The organism is Thauera propionica (assembly GCF_002245655.1).
Lineage (GTDB): Bacteria > Pseudomonadota > Gammaproteobacteria > Burkholderiales > Rhodocyclaceae > Thauera > Thauera propionica.
The window spans coordinates 1-19877 of record NZ_NOIH01000036.1 but is presented as its reverse complement, the minus strand read 5'-3'; the positions used below and the strand labels follow the sequence as shown (position 1 = coordinate 19877).

The 19877-nt window shown below is 64.1% G+C and carries 23 protein-coding genes and 3 pseudogenes; 9 read left to right on the top strand and 17 right to left on the bottom strand.

Annotation, left to right across the window (positions count from 1 at the left end; translation table 11 throughout):
- Positions 1–10: 10 nt before the first annotated feature.
- Both fusA and CGK74_RS17720 read left to right on the top strand, forming a co-directional pair.
- Entirely contained in the window at positions 11–2062 is a 2052-nt protein-coding gene (fusA, locus tag CGK74_RS17725; protein WP_094269712.1) for an elongation factor G, read from the top strand.
- Positions 2063–2107: 45 nt separating this feature from the next.
- Positions 2108–2374 carry a DUF4212 domain-containing protein gene (locus CGK74_RS17720; protein ID WP_094269711.1) on the top strand — a complete coding sequence of 89 codons (267 nt, stop codon included), beginning with the start codon at positions 2108–2110 and terminating at the stop codon, positions 2372–2374.
- 33 nt (positions 2375–2407) lie between these two features.
- On the opposite strand, the gene CGK74_RS17715 is transcribed toward CGK74_RS17720, so the two are convergent.
- From CGK74_RS17715 to CGK74_RS17665, 11 genes are all read right to left on the bottom strand, one after another.
- Positions 2408–2794: a hypothetical protein gene (locus CGK74_RS17715; RefSeq protein WP_094269710.1), complete on the bottom strand. Its 387-nt coding sequence runs from the start codon at positions 2792–2794 to the stop codon at positions 2408–2410.
- 144 nt (positions 2795–2938) lie between these two features.
- Complete coding sequence (locus CGK74_RS17710; RefSeq protein WP_094269709.1) at positions 2939–4795, bottom strand: sodium:solute symporter family protein; 1857 nt, start codon at positions 4793–4795, stop codon at positions 2939–2941.
- 13 nt (positions 4796–4808) lie between these two features.
- Positions 4809–5063 (bottom strand): DUF4212 domain-containing protein, encoded by a 255-nt coding sequence (locus CGK74_RS17705; RefSeq protein WP_004258774.1) that lies wholly within the window; start codon positions 5061–5063, stop codon positions 4809–4811.
- 214 nt (positions 5064–5277) lie between these two features.
- Positions 5278–6996 carry a thiosulfohydrolase SoxB gene (gene soxB, locus CGK74_RS17700; RefSeq protein ID WP_240498776.1) on the bottom strand — a complete coding sequence of 573 codons (1719 nt, stop codon included), beginning with the start codon at positions 6994–6996 and terminating at the stop codon, positions 5278–5280.
- Between the two features lie 129 nt (positions 6997–7125).
- Complete coding sequence (soxX, locus tag CGK74_RS17695) at positions 7126–7725, bottom strand: sulfur oxidation c-type cytochrome SoxX (RefSeq protein ID WP_094269707.1); 600 nt, start codon at positions 7723–7725, stop codon at positions 7126–7128.
- Between the two features lie 13 nt (positions 7726–7738).
- Entirely contained in the window at positions 7739–8536 is a 798-nt protein-coding gene (gene soxA / locus CGK74_RS17690) for a sulfur oxidation c-type cytochrome SoxA (protein ID WP_094269706.1), read from the bottom strand.
- Positions 8537–8650: 114 nt separating this feature from the next.
- On the bottom strand, positions 8651–8962 hold the full coding sequence (gene soxZ, locus CGK74_RS17685; RefSeq protein WP_094269705.1) for a thiosulfate oxidation carrier complex protein SoxZ: 312 nt from the start codon (positions 8960–8962) through the stop codon (positions 8651–8653).
- Positions 8963–8992: 30 nt separating this feature from the next.
- Positions 8993–9460 (bottom strand): thiosulfate oxidation carrier protein SoxY, encoded by a 468-nt coding sequence (soxY, locus tag CGK74_RS17680; RefSeq protein ID WP_094269704.1) that lies wholly within the window; start codon positions 9458–9460, stop codon positions 8993–8995.
- 22 nt (positions 9461–9482) lie between these two features.
- On the bottom strand, positions 9483–10547 hold the full coding sequence (locus CGK74_RS17675) for a c-type cytochrome (RefSeq protein WP_094269703.1): 1065 nt from the start codon (positions 10545–10547) through the stop codon (positions 9483–9485).
- Entirely contained in the window at positions 10531–11868 is a 1338-nt protein-coding gene (soxC, locus tag CGK74_RS17670) for a sulfite dehydrogenase (protein ID WP_094269702.1), read from the bottom strand. The genes CGK74_RS17675 and soxC overlap by 17 nt, the downstream gene beginning before the upstream one ends.
- Positions 11869–11924: 56 nt before the next feature.
- On the bottom strand, positions 11925–12287 hold the full coding sequence (locus CGK74_RS17665; protein ID WP_206186287.1) for an ArsR/SmtB family transcription factor: 363 nt from the start codon (positions 12285–12287) through the stop codon (positions 11925–11927).
- Positions 12288–12543: 256 nt separating this feature from the next.
- Between CGK74_RS17665 and CGK74_RS17660 the strand changes: the two genes are divergently transcribed.
- Positions 12544–12843, top strand: coding sequence for a c-type cytochrome (locus tag CGK74_RS17660; protein ID WP_094269700.1), 300 nt, complete (start codon positions 12544–12546; stop codon positions 12841–12843).
- A 15-nt stretch (positions 12844–12858) separates the two neighbouring features.
- Entirely contained in the window at positions 12859–14136 is a 1278-nt protein-coding gene (locus CGK74_RS17655; RefSeq protein ID WP_094269699.1) for an FCSD flavin-binding domain-containing protein, read from the top strand.
- Between the two features lie 84 nt (positions 14137–14220).
- Here CGK74_RS17655 and CGK74_RS17650 read toward each other — a convergent pair whose 3' ends face one another.
- From CGK74_RS17650 to coaBC, 4 genes are all read right to left on the bottom strand, one after another.
- On the bottom strand, positions 14221–14844 hold the full coding sequence (locus tag CGK74_RS17650) for a c-type cytochrome (RefSeq protein WP_240498775.1): 624 nt from the start codon (positions 14842–14844) through the stop codon (positions 14221–14223).
- A 101-nt stretch (positions 14845–14945) separates the two neighbouring features.
- Positions 14946–15374, bottom strand: a complete 429-nt coding sequence (locus CGK74_RS17645; protein ID WP_094269698.1) for an NUDIX domain-containing protein — start codon at positions 15372–15374, stop codon at positions 14946–14948.
- Positions 15374–15823, bottom strand: coding sequence for a dUTP diphosphatase (gene dut, locus CGK74_RS17640; protein ID WP_094269697.1), 450 nt, complete (start codon positions 15821–15823; stop codon positions 15374–15376). Before dut ends, CGK74_RS17645 begins: the two co-directional genes overlap by 1 nt.
- A gap of 69 nt (positions 15824–15892) precedes the next feature.
- The gene (gene coaBC / locus CGK74_RS17635) at positions 15893–17089 is read right to left on the bottom strand and encodes a bifunctional phosphopantothenoylcysteine decarboxylase/phosphopantothenate--cysteine ligase CoaBC (RefSeq protein ID WP_094269696.1); all 1197 of its coding nucleotides are present in this window, start codon (positions 17087–17089) and stop codon (positions 15893–15895) included.
- A gap of 97 nt (positions 17090–17186) precedes the next feature.
- Between coaBC and CGK74_RS17630 the strand changes: the two are divergent.
- Positions 17187–17633: pseudogene (locus CGK74_RS17630) on the top strand (UPF0758 domain-containing protein); the annotation flags it as partial.
- Between the two features lie 96 nt (positions 17634–17729).
- Here CGK74_RS17630 and CGK74_RS19535 read toward each other — a convergent pair.
- Both CGK74_RS19535 and CGK74_RS18985 read right to left on the bottom strand, forming a co-directional pair.
- Complete coding sequence (locus CGK74_RS19535) at positions 17730–17852, bottom strand: hypothetical protein (RefSeq protein WP_420823186.1); 123 nt, start codon at positions 17850–17852, stop codon at positions 17730–17732.
- Between the two features lie 173 nt (positions 17853–18025).
- Positions 18026–18202, bottom strand: coding sequence for a hypothetical protein (locus CGK74_RS18985; RefSeq protein ID WP_165770110.1), 177 nt, complete (start codon positions 18200–18202; stop codon positions 18026–18028).
- A 76-nt stretch (positions 18203–18278) separates the two neighbouring features.
- On the opposite strand from CGK74_RS18985, the gene CGK74_RS17615 reads away from it, so the two are divergent.
- The 4 genes and pseudogenes from CGK74_RS17615 to CGK74_RS19425 form a co-directional block, all read left to right on the top strand.
- Positions 18279–18773: an H-NS histone family protein gene (locus tag CGK74_RS17615; protein WP_094269693.1), complete on the top strand. Its 495-nt coding sequence runs from the start codon at positions 18279–18281 to the stop codon at positions 18771–18773.
- Between the two features lie 9 nt (positions 18774–18782).
- Complete coding sequence (locus CGK74_RS17610) at positions 18783–19052, top strand: helix-turn-helix domain-containing protein (protein WP_165770109.1); 270 nt, start codon at positions 18783–18785, stop codon at positions 19050–19052.
- 118 nt (positions 19053–19170) lie between these two features.
- Positions 19171–19425: pseudogene (locus CGK74_RS19530) on the top strand (IS66 family transposase); the annotation flags it as partial.
- 28 nt (positions 19426–19453) lie between these two features.
- Positions 19454–19877 (top strand): annotated as a pseudogene (locus CGK74_RS19425) (IS66 family transposase); the annotation flags it as partial.

Genomic DNA, 19877 nt, shown 5'->3' with positions numbered 1-19877 from the left:
GAGGCGCAAGATGACACCCAGCTCGGTTCACGACATCCGCAACCTGGCGCTGTTCGGCCACGCCGGCAGCGGCAAGACCACCCTCGTCGAATCCCTGCTCGCGGCCGCTGGCGAGATCGGCGCCGCAGGCAGCGTCGAACGCGGCGATACGGTCTCGGACTTCGACCCCCAGGAAAAGGCGATGGGCCACTCGCTGCACGCTTCGCTGGTGCACCTGGAGTGGGCGGGCCACTGGATCAACCTGCTCGACACCCCGGGCCTGCCTGACCTGGCCGGCCGTGCGCTGGTCGCGTTGCCGGCCGTCGACACCGCGGCCGTGGTGATCAACGCTGCAGCCGGCGTCGAGAGCCTGGCCCGCCGCATGATGGGCGCCGCACAGGGCAAGTGCCGCATGATCGTGGTCAACAAGATCGACGCCAACGGCATCGACTTCGGCGCGCTGATGGACACGATCGTTGCCGAGTTCGGCCGCGAGTGCCTGCCGATCAACCTGCCCTCGGCAGACGGCAGCCGAGTCATCGACTGCTTCTTTGCGCCTCGGAACGACGCTGCCACTGCCTTCTCGAGCGTCGGCGCGGCGCACGATGCGATCGTCGACCAGATCGTCGAGCTCGATGAGGACCTGATGGCGAAGTACCTCGAGCAGGGCGAATCGCTGGACCCCGAGCAGTTGCACGCACCGTTCGAGCAGGCCCTGCGCGAGGGCCACCTGGTGCCTGTGTGTTTCGTCTCCGCGCGCAGCGGCGCCGGCATCCGCGAACTGCTCGACATCCTCGGCAAGCTCGCACCCGACCCCACTGAAGGCAACCCGCCGGTATTCCTCAAGGGCGAAGGCGCCGCGGCCAAGCCGGTCGCCGTCGAACTTGCCTCGGATCGCCACGTCGTGGCTCACGTGTTCCAGATCGCCAACGATCCCTATCGCGGCAAGCTGGGCCTGTTCCGCATCCACCAGGGCAGCGTCACGCCGAACTCGCAGCTCTTCATCGGCGACGGTCGCAAGGCCTTCAAGGTCGCGCACCTGCTGCGCATGCAGGGCAAGACCGCGGTCGAGACCGCGCTGGCCGTACCCGGCGACCTGTGCGCAATCGCACGCGTGGACGACCTTGCACGCGACGCCGTGCTGCACGATTCGCACGACGAAGACTTCTTCCACCTCGCGCCCACCCCGTACCCGCAGCCGGTATTCGGCTTGGCGCTGATGACGCGTAAACCGGCCGACGAGCAGAAGCTGTCCGAGGCGCTGGCGCGCCTCACCGACGAGGACCCCTGCCTTGAAGTGACGTTCGACCATCGCAACCGCCGCACCGTGGTGCGCGGCCTGGGCGAACAGCACCTCAAGATCGTGCTCGACGAGCTGTCGGCGCGCTGGAACCTGCAACTCGACACCGCGCCGCCGAGCATTCCCTACCGCGAGACCATCACCGTGGTCGCCGAGGCACGCTACCGCCACAAGAAGCAGAGCGGTGGCGCTGGCCAGTTCGGCGAGGTGGCACTACGGGTCGAACCGCTCGAGCGTGGCGCGGGCGTCGTACTGGCAGACGAGGTCAAGGGCGGTGCGATTCCGACCAACTTCATGCCTGCGGTGGAAAAGGGCGTGCGCCAGGCGCTGGCCGAAGGCGCGTTCGCCGGCTTCCCGCTGCAGGATCTGCGTGTGGTCGTCACCGACGGCAAGCATCACGCCGTCGACTCGAACGAGGTATCCTTCGTGACCGCCGCACGCCACGCCCTGATCGAAGCCGTGCTGGCGGCCCGTCCGCAGGTACTTGAGCCTCTGCTCGACGTGCAGGTGAAGGTGGCCGACGCCCTGTTCGGCGACGTCAGCGCCGAACTTGCCGGGCGTCGCGGCCGCCTGACCAGCACCGACAGCCCGACGGCGGGCTGGACGCTGATCTCGGCGCGAGTGCCCATGGCAAGCCTGGATGGTTTCGAGAGCCGGCTGAAGGCGATCTGCGCGGGCGAGAGCGAGTTCATGCTCAGCGCCGGCGGCTATGAACCCGCCCCGGCCGACACCCAGACGCAGCTCGCGCGGGCCCATGGTGAAACAGGCAACGGAAGCGCTTGAACCTCTGAAGGTCCCGCCGGCAGTTCCGGCGGGACAGCCACGGACATGTCGACACCACTGACCGCTGCACAACGCGCCTACTGGCGCCGTACTCTGCTGCTGACCCTCGGGCTACTGGCCGTGTGGTTCAGCGTCACGTTCGTTGCCGGCTACTTCGCGGACGAACTCAATGACGTCACGTTCCTGGGTTTTCCGCTCGGTTTCTACATCTTCGCCCAGGGAGCGCTGGTGGTTTACCTCATGATCATCGTTGTCTACGTGATCGCGATGAACCGCCTGGACAAACGCTACGGCTTGGGCGAGCGCCACTGACCGGCCTCGCGCCGGCACAGCTCGCGCTGCCGTTTACTTGCCCGCATCCCCTGCGGGCTTTTCCTGCTTACCGCGCTTTTTCAGCACCATCGGATGCGCCTGGCGACTGAGTGCAAAGTCGAGGATGAACTTCATCCAGATCGTCGACCCGGCGATCGCACTCCAGGTATCGAAGTCGAAGCGGGCGGTCAGGATGCCGAAGATCACGAAAGCGATGATGCCGCCCCCGATCAGGTTGATCGCCGCCGCGAAAGGTGCATAGCGGGCCGGATTCGGCGGCGATTCGCCGCGCTTGAGCGCCACCTCCGAGAAATCGCGCTTGACCATGATGCGCCAAGCCCTTCTCAGCCAGAAAAAGGTGATCGGAAACAGGGCGAGGAAGAGGATCCAATTGAGGGCAACGCTGACATCGAAAACCATGAGCTACTCCATCGGTGCGCGACACGCCGCTTGAGCGGCAGGCGCGCAAGGTGCCACAAAACAAAAGACCCCGCCAGCGAAGCGAGCGGGGTCCTTCTTCGGCACGGCGCCGGAGCGCCATGCCGTGCTTACTGCAAGCCCGGATTAGTGGGCGCCATCCACAGCCTTGGAACCACGCGGGATACGCACGGCTTCGACCATGTGCTGGATGTGCTCCGGCGGTTCCTTCGTGACCTTATCGACGGCGAAGGCGACGATGAAGTTCACCAGCGCGCCGATCGCACCGAAGGCTTCCGGCGTGATGCCGAAGAAGCTGTTCGGGCCGCCAATCAGATTGACGAAGTCGGTGCCCTTGATGAAGAAGATGCCCTTGTGTGCGAACACGTAGAACAGGGTGACAAACAGGCCGGCCAGCATGCCCGCGATCGCACCTTCCTTGTTCATCTTCTTGGAGAAGATGCCCATCATGATCGCCGGGAACAGCGAGGAGGCCGCGATACCGAAGGCCAGCGCAACCGTACCGGCCGCGAAGCCCGGGGGGTTCAGACCCAGCCAGCCTGCGATCACGATGGCGACCGCCATCGAGACCTTGCCGGCCATCAGCTCGTTCTTCTCGCTGATGTTCGGGTTGAACACGCCCTTCACCAGGTCATGCGACACCGCGGACGAGATCGCCATCAGCAGACCGGCAGCGGTCGACAGTGCGGCAGCCAGACCACCCGCGGCAACCAGCGCGATCACCCAGTTCGGCAGCAGCGCGATTTCCGGGTTCGCCATCACCATGATGTCGGCGTTCACCGTCAGCTCGTTGCCCTTCCAGCCAGCCGCTTCGGCCTTGGCCTTGGCATCGGCGTTCTTGGTCGCGTCGTTGTAGTACTGGATGCGACCGTCGCCGTTCTTGTCCTCGAACTTCAGCAAGCCGGTCTTTTCCCAGCGCTTCATCCATTCCGGACGCTGCTCGTAGACCAGGCTGGCATCGGCGGCGTACACATCGGCATTGGCCTTGACACGCTCCGGATTGACGACCAGGTTGCCGGCGGCAGTGGTCTCGAGACCGACCGCGTTGTTGACCGTGGCGTGCAGGTTCAGCTTGGCCATGGCAGCAACAGCCGGGGCGGTGGTGTACAGCAGGGCGATGAAGACCAGCGCCCAACCCGCCGAGCTACGCGCATCCTTCACCGTCGGGACGGTGAAGAATCGCATGATGACGTGCGGCAGACCCGCGGTACCGATCATCAGCGACATGGTGTAGACGAAGTAGTTGAGGGTGCTGCCCGGCAGTGCGGTGGTGTACTCGCTGAAGCCGAGATCCGTGACGATCATGTCGAGCTTGCTCAGCAGCGAGGTATCGGTGCCAGCGATGTTCGAACCGAGGCCCAACTGCGGGAGCGGGTTACCGGTGAGCTGCAGCGAGATGAAGATCGCCGGCACGATGTACGCCGAGATCAGCACGATGTACTGCGCCACCTGGGTGTAGGTGATGCCCTTCATGCCGCCGAACACCGCGTACATGAACACGATCGCCATACCGATGTAGATGCCCGCCTCGCTCGAGACACCGAGGAAGCGCGAGAACGCCACACCAACGCCGGTCATCTGGCCGATGATGTAGGTCAGCGACGCGACCAGCAGGCAGATCACCGCCACGGTGGAGGCCGTCTTCGAGTAGAAGCGGTCACCGATGAACTGCGGCACGGTGAACTTGCCGAACTTGCGCAGGTACGGCGCCAGCAGCATCGCCAGCAGAACGTAGCCACCGGTCCAGCCCATCAGGAACAGGCCGCCACCGTAACCCATGTTGGCGATGAGGCCGGCCATGGAGATGAAGGACGCAGCCGACATCCAGTCAGCGGCGGTTGCCATGCCGTTGGTCACCGGGTGGACGCTGCCGCCCGCGGCGTAGAACTCGCTGGTGCTGCCGGCACGCGCCCAGATGGCGATACCGATGTACAGCGCGAAGGATGCGCCGACCACCAGGTAGGTGATTGTTTGAAGATCCATGTGTCTCCCCTGATTATTCTTCGTGAACGTCGAACTGACGGTCGATGTCACCCATCTTCTTCGCGTAGTAGAAGATCAGTGCGATGAAGATGTAGATCGATCCCTGGTGAGCGAACCAGAAACCGAGCGGGTAGCCACCCAACGAGATGCTGTTGAGTGCCGGGGCGAACAGAATGCCTGCGCCGAACGAGACCAGGAACCAGATGATCAGGATCTTGGTCAGCAGGCTCAGTACGGTTCCCCAGTACGTCTTGCCGTTATGTTCCATCACGTCTCCTCTTTAAAAGTTTTGCTTGCTTCACTGCGAAACCGGCCGGGAGCAGCCGACTCCTATTACTGCAGGCGGATTATAGGTAGATCGAACTTACTTATTGCTTACAGCACGTAACGTTCCCTGAATGCCATGCGGTAAACGCCAGCGCCCCGCCGGCACGAGGCCTGGCGGGGCGCTGGCGGGGAACTGACGGGCGCCTGGTGCCGCGTCAGACAGCGACACCCGGATTGCCGTCCATACCCTTCAGGGTCGGCAGGTTCAGTGCGCGCTGGGTGATCACCTTCTGCCCGCGCAGGTAGTTGGCGACGACGTCCCACACGGCGGGGCCCGAATCCTTCGCCTCCTCCGACACCGGCGCCCAGCCGGCAACCTTGTAGGTCTTGCTCGGCTCGATGCGCTTGCCCTTGAGCATCATGTTGTCGATGCGCTTGCCCATCGCGGCGTTGGGGTCGCAGGTGTACTGCAGGCCGCCCACGCGCACCATGTCGCCGCCCTGCTGATAGTAGGGGTCGGGATTGAACAGGTTGTCGGCCACGTCCTCGAGCACGGTCTTGATCATCTCGCCGCTCATCTCGGTGAGCGTGGTCCAGGGGTAGGTGATCGCCGTCTGGTCGAGCAGGTGCTCCATGGTGATCGTGTCGCCCGGCAACAGCGAGGTACCCCAGCGGAAGCCGGGCGAGAACGCCAGTTCGGCGTCTTTCTCTGCGATCAGTGCATCGACGATGAGCTGGTCCCACGAGCCGTTGAAGTTGCCACGGCGGTACAGCATGCCTTCGGTGACGGCGAGCTTCTCGGTAAGCTTCTCGAGGAAGGGCGCGCGCGTCTTGTCGATGAAGGCGGCCATCTCGGGGTCGGCCGGCAGCAGGTTGGCGAACACCGGCAGCAGCTTGTAGCGGAAATCGACGACCTTGCCGTTCTTGACGTCGAAGTCCATGACGCCGAGGAACTTGCCGTTGGAGCCGGCGTTGGTCACCAGCGTCTTGCCGCCGGCGTTCTCGACCACGGTCGGCGCGGGCATTCCGTCGTGCGTGTGGCCGCCGAAGATCGCGTCGATGCCGGTGACGCGGCTGGCGAGCTTGAGGTCGACGTCCATGCCGTTGTGCGACAGCACGACCACGACCTGCGCGCCCTCGGCACGGGCGGCGTCCACCGCCTCCTGCATGCCCTGCTCCTGGATGCCGAAGCTCCAGTCCGGTGTCTGCCAGCGCGGGTTGGCGATCGGCGTGTAGGGGAAAGCCTGGCCAACGATGGCCACCGGCACGCCATTGATGTTCTTGATGACGTAGGGCTTGAAAACCGGGTCCTCGAAGTCGGTGGTCTTCACGTTCTGGGCGACGATGTCGATCTTGCCCGCAAAGTCCTTCTCCTCGATCTCCTTGACGCGATCGGCACCATAGGTCGACTCCCAGTGCAGGGTCATCACGTCCACACCGAGCAGCTTGCAGGCATCGACCATATCCTGGGCGTTGGTCCACAGCGCGGTGCCCGAGCCCTGCCAGGTGTCGCCGCCGTCGAGCAGCAGCGCACCGGGGCGGTTGGCCTTCATCTTCTTGACCAGCGTGGACAGGTGGGCGAAGCCGCCGACCTTGCCGTAGGTGCGCGCCGCCTCGACGAAATCGAGATAAGTGAAGGCATGCGCCTCGATGCTGCCGGGCTTGATGCCGAAGTGCTTCAGGAAGCGTTCGCCGACGATGTGCGGTGCATTCCCCACCATGCCGCCGACGCCGAGATTGACGTTGGGTTCGCGGAAATAGATCGGCAGCAGCTGCGCATGGCAGTCGGTCATGTGCAGCAGACTGACGTTGCCGAACTTCGGCATGTCGTACAACGCCTCAGCCGCCTTCTCGGCGCGCGCGAAGCTCGAGTGCAGCGTCATGCCGCCGGCTGCGGCGACCGCAAGCATCTGCATGAATTCACGACGATTCATCGACATGGATGATTCCTTTTGGAGTTAGCGAGCCAACCGCGCATGCCTTGTCGCGCGCCTTGCTCGAGGCAAAAAAAGGGCCCGGGGCCGAGGCCGCGGGCCCTGCTCCGTACCGCTCGCGAACGGCGCTTACTGGTTGACCGGCGAAGCCGGGTCGAACAGGTAGGCCATCACGTGGCGAATCTGGGCTTCGGTGAGGATGCCGCCGTAGCCGTTGCGCGGCATGTCGCTGCACGCGTTGTAGGCCTTGGAGTTCCACAGCTTGCCCCAGGTGTACTTCACGACCTCTTCCGAGTTGCCGCGCAGCTTGGCGTAGCCTTCCAGGCTCGGGCCGATGGTGCCTTCGGAGACTTCCTTCGGGTCCATCGCGTGGCAGTTGTAGCAGCCGCCACCATTGTTGTCGGGCGTCTTGTCGGTCCAGGTCAGACCGCGACCGCTGGCCGCGATCTTCTGCCCTTCCTTCCAGTCGCCACCGGTGTAGTTGCCGTCGCTCGGCCACTGGATCGTGGCTAGTTCGGCAGCCTCGAGGCGCTTCATGGTGTCGGCATCGGGCTGCGTCGCGCTCGAGCAGGCCTTCTGCACGGCATCCTGCTTCTGGCGATCGAGGCTGGCGATACCGTTGGCCTGGAACGACTTCAGCATCATGTCCTCGACCTTCGCCTGAAGGTCGTCGGCGATGGCGACCGATGCACACAGCGCCAGCGGCGCAGCAATGAACAGTTTCTTCATGTTGTCCGCTCCCTTAGCGCTTCACGCCCGGCCACTGGGCCTCGGCACCGTTGCCCTTGCCTGCCATGAACACCGACAACGCGATGGTCACATCCGAGGCGAAAATCGGCTCGGCCGTGCGTTGCTGGCGGAAGCAGTCCCACAGGCGATGCTGCATGGTCCAGAACTGCGAGTTCGAGACGCGATAGGCCGGCCACGAACCCCAGCCTGCCGCTGCACCTTCCGGCTTGGTGATGTTGGGCAGTTGCGTGGCACGGATGCGCTTGTCGTCCTGGCTGTGGCACGACGCGCAGGAGAAATCCATGGCGCCGGTGCGGTAATAGAACGCCCGCTCGCCCAACTCGTACATTTCCTTCATCTTGGGATGCGAGAGGTCGACGGCAATCTTCTCGCCCTTCGAGTGCGTGACCACGTAGGCCACCAGTGCCGCCATCTTCGCGCGCTCTCCCTGGCGGAACTTGCCCTTGACGATTTCCTCGGACGGGATGCCCTGCAGCGTTTCCATACAGTGCATCAGGCGCGACTCGAGATCCTGCACCTTGCCCGTATCCTTGAAGAAGCGCGGCAGTTGCGCCGCAGCGCCCGCAACCACCCCCGCCCCCAGGCCGAGGTCGCACTGCTCGAGCGTGGCGTTCCTGGGACCGCGCGCGGTCCGCCACAGCTCTTCCCCTTCCATCTCGTAGAGCTCTGCCGGGTTACCGTCCGCCAGCATCTCGCGGTAGGCGTCGAAATTCAGTTCTTCCTGCGCGAACACCGGGGCTGCAAGAGCAACACCGACGCTCACGGCAATCGCCTTGAGCTGCTTTCTCATTGTCTCTCCTCCGGGGCTCGGGACCCCGTTGCCAGGTTTGTAATGCCTGCCGGCACGTGACTCCCTGTCCTGTGGTGCCGGCCCGCGATCGTCATATCGCGGGCCGCAAGGATATCAGGCGACCTGTACTTCGTCGGTACGCGTCTCGCCCTTGTTGTCGACCCAGGTCACGGCGACCTTGTCACCCTTGGCCCCGCCGTTGAACTTGAAAGCGAGGTAGGGGTTGGTGGACACGGACGGACCGAACTCGGCGCTCAGCACGACCTTGTCGTTGTGCTTGGCGGTCAGCTCGGTGATGAAGTGGGCCGGGATCACGGCGCCGGACGAATCCTTGCGCTGGCCGGTTTCCATGACGTGCGACATCAGCACGCGAACTTCGGTGACGCCATCCTTGGCGGCGGCGCGAATACGCATCGGGCTTGCCATATCGTTCTCTCTCCTGAACCTGTTCGTTGATCAGCCGCCGCAGCCGCCGAGGGTGACCTTGACTTCCTTCTTCGACATGTAGAACTTGCCGTCGGCCTTGACCACGGCATACACGTCGGACGTCTGGCCCATCTTCACGCGCGTCTGCACGTCGGCGACGGTGCCTTCCGGGATGGTGAAGCTCGCGGCGAGCATGTTCGGGTTCTTCTCGATCATGATCGCGACGTATTCGGTCTTGGGAATGTTGCTGACCACGCCAACCGGCACGACCGCGCCGTTCTCGGCGATGTCGGGCGCGGTGATGACCACGTCGCCGCTCTCGGCCGGCTTGCCGGCGCCGATGACGCCGAAGGCCGCGTCCAGCGTCTTGGCCTCGAAGGCTTCCTTGTTCCAGGCCGCCTGTGCCAGTTCCGGCTTGATCATGCCGGCCGCGACCAGCAGCCCGAACACGCCCAGACCGCTACCCGCTTTCAGGGTATCCCTGCGTTGATGATTCATCCCGTCTCTCCTTGTAGAGGTGTTACTGCGCTTTCGCGCCTTCCAGAATCCACTCGACGAGTCGCTTGATGTCCTCGTCCGCGACATGCCCCTGAGGCGGCATCGGAATGGCGCCCCACGTGCCCTGGCCGCCGTTCTTGACCTTGGCGATCAATTTCGCTTCGGCATCTGCCTGGCCTTGATACTTTTGAGCAATCTCATTGTACCCGGGGCCGATTATCTTGTTCGCCACGCCATGGCAGGCCATGCAGCCCTTCTCGTTGGCCAGCGCCAGCGTCGCCGCGGCGGCCGACTGCTTGCCGTCACCGGCCGGCTCGCTCGGCGCACCGGTCTGCTTGCCGCGCGTCTGACCCACCGGGCGGTTCTGCTCGGCGAGGTTGCCGTGGGCGTCCTGGGCGTAATCGGGCAGCGCGGAAACGATCTCGACTTCCTTCTTGCAGTCCTTCATGCACGCGACGTTCTTGACGTCCGGTTTGCCACCGTTGCCGATGCCGCCCTTCGCGGCCGACGCACCGGGCCACATACCGTGGTCGGTCGTCATGCCGTTGCGGTTGGGCATGCGCTCCTGCACTTCGCGGATGTTCTCGTCGCTCAGCACGTAGTCGGCCGGCACGATTTCACCCAGGTTGAGCAGGTAGGCGAGGATCGCGTAGACATCGTCCGGCGACAGCGACTTCGGCGCGGTCCAGGGCATCGCGCGCTGGATATAGTCGAACAGCGTCGACACGGTCGGCACCTTCATCAGCGTAGTGCGCTGCGGCGACGAACCGGTCACCAGCGCCTCGACACGGCCGGTTTCGATGTCCTTCAGCGTCGTGCCGCCGACGATGGGCGTGAACACCTCGTTGGACTCGCCGAACACGCCGTGACAGCTGGCGCAGTGGGTTTCCCACAGCTCGATGCCGCGGTCGACATTGCCCGACCCCTTGGGCAGTCCGACGAAATCGGGGCGCACATCGATGTCCCACGCCTTCACTTCGGCCGTGGTGGCCGGACGACCGATGCCCTGGTAGCGATCGAAGGCCATCGCCGAGGTCGCCGCGCCGGCGACGAGCAGCGCAATCAGCGTCTTAGAGAACCTGGACATTGCTCACCTCCCCGGACTCGACCACCTTCCAGGACTGGATGGCGTTGTTGTGATAGATGGACTTGGTGCCGCGCACCTTGCGCAGCTGGCCATAGCTCGGCTGGACGTAGCCGGTTTCGTCGGCCGCACGCGACTGCAGGATCGCGGGCTTGCCGTCCCACACCCAGTCGATGTTGAAGCGGGTGACCGCCTTCGACAGCACCGGCGTCTCCAGGCGCGCCTGGCGCCAGTTGATGCCGCCGTCGGTGGACACATCGACGCGGGTGACCTTGCCGCGGCCCGACCACGCCATGCCCGAGATGTTGTAGAAGCCCTTGTCGAGCAGCAGCTGGCCGCCCGACGGGGTGGTGATGACCGACTTGCACTCCTGGATCGAGGTGTACTGGCGGTGCAGGCCATCGGGCATGAGGTCGACGTAATGCACCGCCTCGTCCTTGGTCGCCCAGGGCTTATCGCCGACCTCGATGCGGCGCAGCCACTTCACCCAGCTCACGCCCTGCACGCCCGGCACCACCAGGCGCAGCGGGTAGCCGTTCTCGGGACGCAGCATCTCGCCGTTCATGCCGTAGGCCACCAGCACCTCGCCCGACTCGATCAGTTCCATCGGGATGGTGCGGGTCATCGACGAGCCGTCGGCGCCTTCGGCCAGCACGAAGCGGCCCTTCTTGTAGTCGGCCCCGCACATGTCGAGGATTTCCTTCAGGGGCACGCCGGTGAACTCGGAACAGGAGATCATGCCGTGCGAGTACTGCACGGTCGGCACCGCGACGTTGCCCCACTCCATGCCGGTGTTGGCACCGCATTCGATGAAGTGGATGCGCGACACCGAAGGCAGTCGCATGATGTCGTCCATCGTGAAGACCGCATTGGTCTTGACCAGGCCGTTGATCATCAGGCGGTGCTTCGACGGGTCGACGTCGTGCCAGCCCTGGTGATGGCGCTCGAAGTGCAGGCCCGACGGCGTGATGATGCCGAACAGGCCTTGCAGCGGCGTGAAGGCCACGGACGAACCGCCGACGCGGGTCAGGCCCGGGCTTTCACGGCGCTGCAAGCCGCGCTCGTACTTCGACGGCATGCCATACGGGTTGGCGGCAACGGGCTGACCCAGCGACGTGCTCCACGGCGGCAGATTCAGGATGGCGGGATCGCCTTCGCCGGCAGCGCGCGCCACGGCGGGCACCGCCATCGCGGCCGACGCCGTCACGAATGCCTTTCGCAGGAAGTCGCGCCGACCATCCTTGACCGCGGCGATCTGCTCATCGGTCAGGAAATTTTCCGGCGCAGGCCTGACCCGGCCAGGCCGGGTATCGATGTTTGCCATGCGTACACTCCCCTCGTTTCTGGTTGTGTGTGTAAGTTGAGACGAATACTTGGTACTCAGCGCTCGAGCTTCAGGTCGTGCTCGAGTTGCAGCAGGGTTTCGCGTCGCGGTGCGTTGGGCTGCACCTCGCCGCGCGATGCGATGCCGACGCACACCGTGCGGCACAGGTCGGTGAAATTCGGGTCGATCAGGCGGTAGAAGACCTGGCTGCCCTCACGGCGGCGCCCGACCACGCCGGACCGGTACAGCAGGTTCAGGTGGCGCGAGGCGTTCGCCTGCGTCAGCCCCGCAGCTTCCACCACCTCATTGACCGAACGCTCGCCGTTGCACAGGCAATGCATGATCTTCAGTCGCGAGGGTTCGGACAGCAGGCTGAAGTATTCGGCGACGCTCTCGAACACCTTATCCAGCTCTTCCACATCAGCCTCGCTTATGGGTGCATTTTTGATCTGCGTCAAATCTATAACCATATGCTCATATCGTCAACAACTAATATTCTTGCGCTGCAGCATCCCGCGATCCGACACGAACACCGTTAAAAAGGGCTGGCGTACCCCGCCATCCATGCCGCTATACTTCGATCCGCCGGCCAGAATCAGCGCCGGAGACAGCGCCGGACGGCCCTCGCCACCCCGACGCTCATCGGATCCACACAAGAATCGGAGGGACGACGACGTGAATCTCAAGCACGCCCTGGCCATGCTCGGCCTCGCCGGGCTCAGCGCACTCGCGCATGCACAGGACCCGAACCTGGCCCGCAACCTGGCAGCAACCTGCTCCAACTGTCATGGCACCAATGGTCACAGCGTTGGCGGCATGGACTCGCTGGCCGGTGAAACCCAAGAAAAACTGATGCAGAAGCTGATGGACTTCAAGTCGGGCGACAAGCCGGCGACGATCATGCATCAGATCGTCAAGGGCTATTCCGACGATCAGCTCAAGCTCATCACCGCCTGGTTCGCGGCGCAGAAATAAGGGGGAGACCGAACGATGTTCACCAGACGCGATTTTCTGAAGACCGCCGGTGTCGCGGCGGCAGGCAGCACCACGCTCGCCGGGCTTTCCGCCTGCGCGACGGTCGGCGGCAAGGCCCGGGGCCATGTCGTCATCGTCGGCGGCGGCTACGGTGGCGCAACGACGGCCAAGTATCTGCGCATGTGGAGCAAGGGCGCCGTCGACGTCACGCTCATCGAGCGCAACCCCACCTTCATCTCGTGCCCGATCTCCAACCTGGTGATCGGCGGCATCAAGCAGATGGAGGACATCACCGTCAGCTACGACAACCTGAAGTCGAAGTGGGGCGTCAAGCTGATCACCGACGAAGTCACCGCCGTCGACTCGGCGAAGCGCACCGTGACCACGGCGAAGCACGGCACCGTCGGCTATGACCGTCTCGTGCTGTCGCCCGGTATCGATTTCATCCCGAACGCCGTCGCCGGACTGGATGGCAACGAGGAACGTGTACCCCACGCCTGGAAGGCCGGCCCGCAGACCGTGCTGTTGCGCAAGCAGTTGCAGGACATGACCGATGGTGGCGTGTTCGCCCTGCACATTCCCAAGGTGCCCTACCGCTGCCCGCCGGGACCGTACGAGCGCGCCTGCGTCGTCGCCAACTACCTGCGCCAGGCGAAGCCGAAGTCCAAGGTGCTGGTGCTCGACGCCAACGGCGAAATCCAGTCGAAGAAGGCGCTGTTTACCAAGGCCTTCGAGAGCTACAAGGGCATGATCGAGTACGTCCCCAACAGCGAACTGCGCGGCGTGGATGCAGCGTCGCGCACCGCCGAACTGGAGTTCGACAAGATCAAGGCTGACGTGCTCAACGTCATCCCGCCAATGCGCGCCGGCAACATCGCGATGAAGGCAGGCCTGCCGTTGATCAACGACCGTTGGGTGGATGTCGACTGGCTGACGCTGGAAGCCAAGGGCGTGCCGGGCGTGCACGTGATCGGCGACGCGCTGTTCCCGGCTCCGACAATGCCCAAGTCCGGTCACATGGCCAACCAGCACGGCAAGGTGGCCGCCGCGGCCATCCTGAACCTGTTCGAGGGCCTGGCCCCGAACCCGACGCCGGTGGTAATGAACACCTGCTACAGCTTCGTCGACAGCAAGAACGTCATCCACGTGGCTTCAGTGCACCAGTACGACGCCGAGAAGAAGCAGCCGATGCCGGTGCAGGGCGCGGGCGGCGTGTCGATGGCCGCCAACGAGCTCGAGGGCAAGGCAGCCCTGGCCTGGGCGAAGAACATCTGGGCCGACATGCTGGCCTGAGCACTTCGCGCAACATCAACGAAAACGGGGCCGAACGGCCCCGTTTTCGTTGACTGCGGCAGGCGCGCTGACGCCTCGCAACGCTCAATCAAGCGTGCTGATGTAGGCCGCCACCGCCTTCACCTCAAGCTCGGTCAGCTTCGACGCAATCGAATGCATGATGGCGTTGTCGTTGGTGCGCTCTCGCTGCTCGAAGGACTTCAGCTGCACCTCGATGTACTTCGGCACCTGGCCCGCGAGTCGCGGCAGCTGCTCGGTCCCGAGCCCGCGTTCGCCATGACAGGAGGAACAGGCCGCGACACCCGAGAACTCGTTGCCCCGATGGAACACGAAGCGACCGACGGCCACCAGATCGGCGTCACGCGCGTCACGCGCCTTGGTCGGCTTCTTCTCGAAGAACACGCCCAGCGCCAGCATCTCCTCGGGCTTGAGGTCGGCAGCCATGCTGCCCATCGTGTCGCTCTTGCGTCGCCCCGACTGGAAGTCGGCGAGCTGCTTCGCAATGTACTGGTGATGCTGGCCCGCCAGACGCGGATACAGGGCCGAGGCGCTGTCGCCCTCCGGCCCGTGGCACAGCGAACAGCGCCCCGCGCTGATTTCCTCGGCGCGGGTCAGGTCGACGTTCGGCGGATCCACCGCGTGCGCCGCTGCCGGCACAAGCAGGCCGAGCATCACGCCAAGCGCGGTCTTCTTCCAGGTTCTCATCATTCCCTCCATCTCCTCATCTCCACGGACTGCATGCCGGGTTAGGCGCAAAGATTATCAGAATGCGTTAATACGCTGAATATGTCGCACGCCCGACGAGCCACTCAGGCCCAGCCCAGCTCCAGCATCCAGGGCACTACGCTCTGGTTCAGCGCGCGCTCGACATAGCCGACCATCGGTCGCGGCAAGTCCTCACGGCCATGCCACCCGAGGCGATCGCACTTTCCGGGCTCGAGGATCGCGGGTTTGCCCTCCCAGCGCACCGCGCGAAAGAAGAAGTCGATACGGTTGGTGTCGGACAAGCGGTGCACAACCCCGAGCCACGCCAGGTCACCTTCCTCGACCACCAGCCCCGTCTCTTCGCGCAACTCGCGTATCGCTGCGGCACGCACCGACTCGCCCGGCTCCACATGGCCACCCGGAAGACTGTAAAGCCCATCGAAGAACCCCGTCCCTGCCCGTCGCATAAGCAACACCTGCCCATCGCCCTCGCAAACCACATGCACGCCGGTCGGGATTCCCGGATGCCGCATCAATGCTTGCCCGTGCTGCCGAAACCGCCTGCGCCCCGCTCGCTCGCCTCGAACTCGTCGACCACATTGAAGCCCACCTGCAGCACCGGCACCACGACCAGTTGCGCGATCCGCTCCATCGGCTGGATGGTGAAGGTGGCGCGCCCCCGGTTCCATACCGACACGAAGATCTGGCCCTGGTAGTCGGAATCGATCAACCCGACCAGATTGCCCAGCACGATGCCGTGCTTGTGCCCCAGGCCAGAGCGCGGCAGCACCATGGCGGCAAGGCCCGGATCGGACAGATGAATGGCGAGGCCGCTCGGCACCAGGGTCGTTTCCCCCGGATGCAGCGTGATCGGCCCCGGCAGGCAGGCCCGCAGATCCAGCCCGGCCGCGCCGTCCGTTGCGTATCCGGGTGGATGGGCCTTGAGGCGCTCATCAAGCAGCTTCACGTCGATACGATGCATGTTCCACCTCACTTTCAGCCGGCCCTGCGTGCCCGCAGCTGCCTCGTAAATAAGAGATAAGGACGAGCGCTAGCGCCCCGCCGCAGCGAGCAGCGTCGCCAGGTGCGCCACGATACCGCCCGCCACCTCGGCCTTGGGCGCGCGCGGCAGCGGATGGCGGCCCGCATCGTCATACAACACAACCACGTTATCGTCCGCCCCCATGCCGTCCTGCACGAGGTTGCCGACCAGCATCGGCAAGCCCTTCTTTTGCCGCTTGCCCTCAGCATAGGCGTCGAGATCCTGGCTCTCCGCCGCGAAACCGACACAGAACGGCGCATCCGGCAATGCGGCCACATCGGCCAGGATGTCCGGATTCTGGGTCAGCGACAGCGTCAGGATGCCGTCCTTCTTTTTCATCTTGTGCTCGGCGACTTCGAGCGGCCGATAGTCGGCCACTGCCGCGACGCCGATGAAGACGTCCGCACCCGGCAGGGCTGCAAAAACCGCTTCGCGCATGTCGCGCGCCCCGCTCACGGACACGCGACGGACACCGGCAGGAACGGGCAAGCTCACAGGGCCGCTGACCAGCACCACCTCGGCGCCCGCCTGAACGCACGCCCGCGCCAGCGCATAGCCCATCTTGCCCGAGCTGATGTTGGTGATGCCTCGGACCGGGTCGATCGCTTCAAAGGTGGGCCCCGCGGTGATCACGACCTTACGCCCTGTCAGGCGCTTGGGCACGAAGAAGCCCTCGAGGCGCTCGAACAGTTCCTCCGGCTCCAGCATGCGCCCCATGCCGACCTCACCGCAGGCCTGCTCGCCCGCGGCCGGGCCGAACACGGTGACGCCATCCTCGAGCACCTGCGCCACGTTGCGCCGGGTGGCCGGCGCCTCCCACATCTGCCGGTTCATCGCCGGCGCGACGATCAGCGGCACGTCCCGCGCCAGGCAAAGCGTAGTGAGCAGATCGTCCGCACGACCCTGCGCTAGACGGGCGATGAAATCGGCCGTGGCCGGCGCAACCAGGATGGCATCCGCCTCGCGCCCGAGGTCGATATGCGCCATGTTGTTCGGCACGCGCGCATCCCACAGGTCCGTCCAGACCGGATTGCCGGACAGCGCCTGGAAGGTCACCGCCGTAACGAAGCGTGCGCCCGCCTCCGTAAGCACGACATGAACCTCGGCTCCGGCCTTGACCAGCAGACGCACCAGTTCCGCCGACTTGTATGCGGCCACGCCGCCCGTGACGCCAATCACGATCTTGCGGTGCTGCAGAGTACTCATGACATTCGCTTATAATCGCGACACTCGATGTCGCATTCGCCAACCAACCGGGCCGATCCGTCACGAACCACCCACCACCCCATCGATAGGTCCACGCATGGCAATCACCGACTGGCCCGCCGACGAGCGCCCACGCGAAAAACTGCTTGCCCGCGGCGCGGCTGCGCTGTCGGACGCCGAACTGCTTGCACTGTTCCTGCGCGTAGGCATCCCTGGCCAGACCGCGGTCGACCTTGCCCGCCAACTGATCGCCCACTTCGGCAGCCTGACGCGCCTGTGTGCGGCCAGCGCCGCCGATTTCTCCGCCCTGCCGGGCATGGGGCTCGCGAAGTATGCCCAACTGCAGGCGGTCATGGAACTGGCACGGCGGGCGCTCGGCGAGACCCTGGCGGAGAAGACCCTGTTCGATTCGCCCCAGGTGGTGCGCGACTGGCTGCGCCTGCGCCTGGGTCACCTGCCCCACGAAACCTTCTGCGTGCTGCTGCTCGACGCACGCCACTGCCTGATCGAGGCCACCGATCTGTTCCGGGGCACGCTTACCCAGCTTATCGAAGACCAATTGCGGAATAACTTTTCAGCCACCTTAAAGGAGCATAACTGCGGAACAGCGCTGCGCCCAGCTGGATCCGGCTATGCCTATTTAGCATGGCCGTGGTGCTGCCAGTTGTAAGGTATCCGCGGTCAGCATCGCACAAGGGAGCGAGCCCAGGCCACCTGCATTCGACACCGCGATACCAAGCGCGCGGTCTTGCACCACAGCCATCGGCGCCTGAATGATGGGCAGTTCGATAACGAGCATTCGCTGTAACGTGGCCATCTGCGTTCTCCTGATCGTCTTGACTGTCTGCAGCCTACATCAACGGCACCGCAAACCCCCGTAAGGACTTATCTCCAGCTCAGCCAAGACCACTGAGCGTCGGACATGAATGCAAAGCGTCAGTGCAGCGTTCCGCCCGCCTTCTTGGGAAGTACGTCTGCGAAGCGCCCTTGCGCCTCATCAAGCCGCTGGAACATCACTTCGCCAATTGTTCGCCTCTTCTTGCTCAGCCCCTTCGCCTTGATTATCGGCTGTGCCACCCACAGGCCGTAAGGCGTCTCGAGCAGGAAGCTCACCACCCCAATCCTCGTCATTGAGTGCCGCAACATGGCATCATCCATCGGTGCCATATTCGCTTAACCGAGACCCTGAATGACCGACCTGACTGATTACACCCTGGCGCAGCTGAAGCAGCTGCAGGCCCGAATTTCGAAAGAAGTCACCAAGCGCGAAATCGACAAGAAGGCCGCACTGCTCAAGCGGCTGCGCAAGCTCGCCCGCGAAGAGGGCATGGAGTTAGAGGAACTACTTGGCACCGAGGCGAAAGTTACTGCACAAGCCAGGAGCTCAAAGGCCACCAAGAAGTCGCAGACCTCTACTGCGAAGAATGCGCCACTTCCAGTCAAGTACAGAAATCCGAACAATCTTGAGCAAGGCTGGTCTGGCCGCGGTCGCAAACCAGCTTGGTTTGACGCATGGATGAACAATGGCGGCAGCCTAGACGCCCTCGAGAATGCGGCGCAAAGCAAGGGCCGCAAGAAGCCCATTACCGCCTCCCCTGCATCAGCGGCGCCTGCCAACGACAACACCGCAGCTTTGGAAGCCTCCTCCCCGGACGTGACGTCGGAAGCGACTCCCAATCAGTGAGGTGAGCGAATGAGCGATAGCAAGGCAACAGCCGGCAAGACTAAGAAGCAACCCGCTCTGCGCTTCAAGACAGGTTCTGAAGTTCAAGAGCATCGCAAGAAACTCGGACTGAACCAATCGGAATTCTGGAGCCGCATTAGCGTGACGCAGTCAGGTGGGTCCCGTTATGAATCCGGACGGAACATTCCAAAGCCTGTGCAGCTCCTGCTTCACCTCACGTATGGCTCAGAGAAGCAGGCGCAAGACCTGCTCGCCTGGCTGCGGCCCGAGAAAACCTAACCGCGAAAGCAACAGGTCATGTGCGGCAGATACGCACTCTACAGCCCGCCACGCGCGACCGGCGTCCGAAGCGCTTAGTAGTAGTGTGTAGTAGTGTGCGTGCCCGTTCCCGACGTTGATGACGATGTTTTCGGCGCTGGCGCTCCGACATCTTCTTAGTGGTACGCCGCCCGGTCTAGCAGAACTGCGCGACCATCGAAATCCAGGTCAAACACAAGCCATCACAGCAAGTGACCCGGGCGAGGACAAGACGCACCGCGCCTACCTGTGGTCCTACAGCATCGGCGCGTTTGATCCGATCAAGGCGGTCGTCTACGACTTCGCCGACAGCCGCGCGGGCCGTCATGCCCAAGCGTTTCAGGGCGAGTGGCGCGGCACGCTGACACAGCAACGACTACGCTGGCTACAAGGCGCTGATCGCCCAAGGGGTGACGGACGCCGGCTGCGTGGCGCACGCGCGGCGCAAGTTCTTCGATCTCGCGGCCCAGAGCCAGATCGCCAGCGAGGCGCTCGAGGCCATTGGCGAACTCTACGGTGTCAAACGCGAGCTGAGCTGAGCTCGACATCGATGCCCGGCAGCGGCCCGCCCCATCCTCGAACGCCTGCACGCTTGGCTGCTCGCGCGGCGCACCCAAGTCCCCAACGGCTCGGGCATCGCCCGCGCCATCCACTACAGCCTCAAGCGCTGGGCCGCGCTCACGCACTACGTCGGTAACGGTCGCGTGCCCATCGACAACAACTGGATCGAGAACCAGATCCCGCCAGCCGACTGCGCTCGGGAGCAATTATGCGCGGCCCTCGATTATGCAAGGTTCGGTTGTAGAT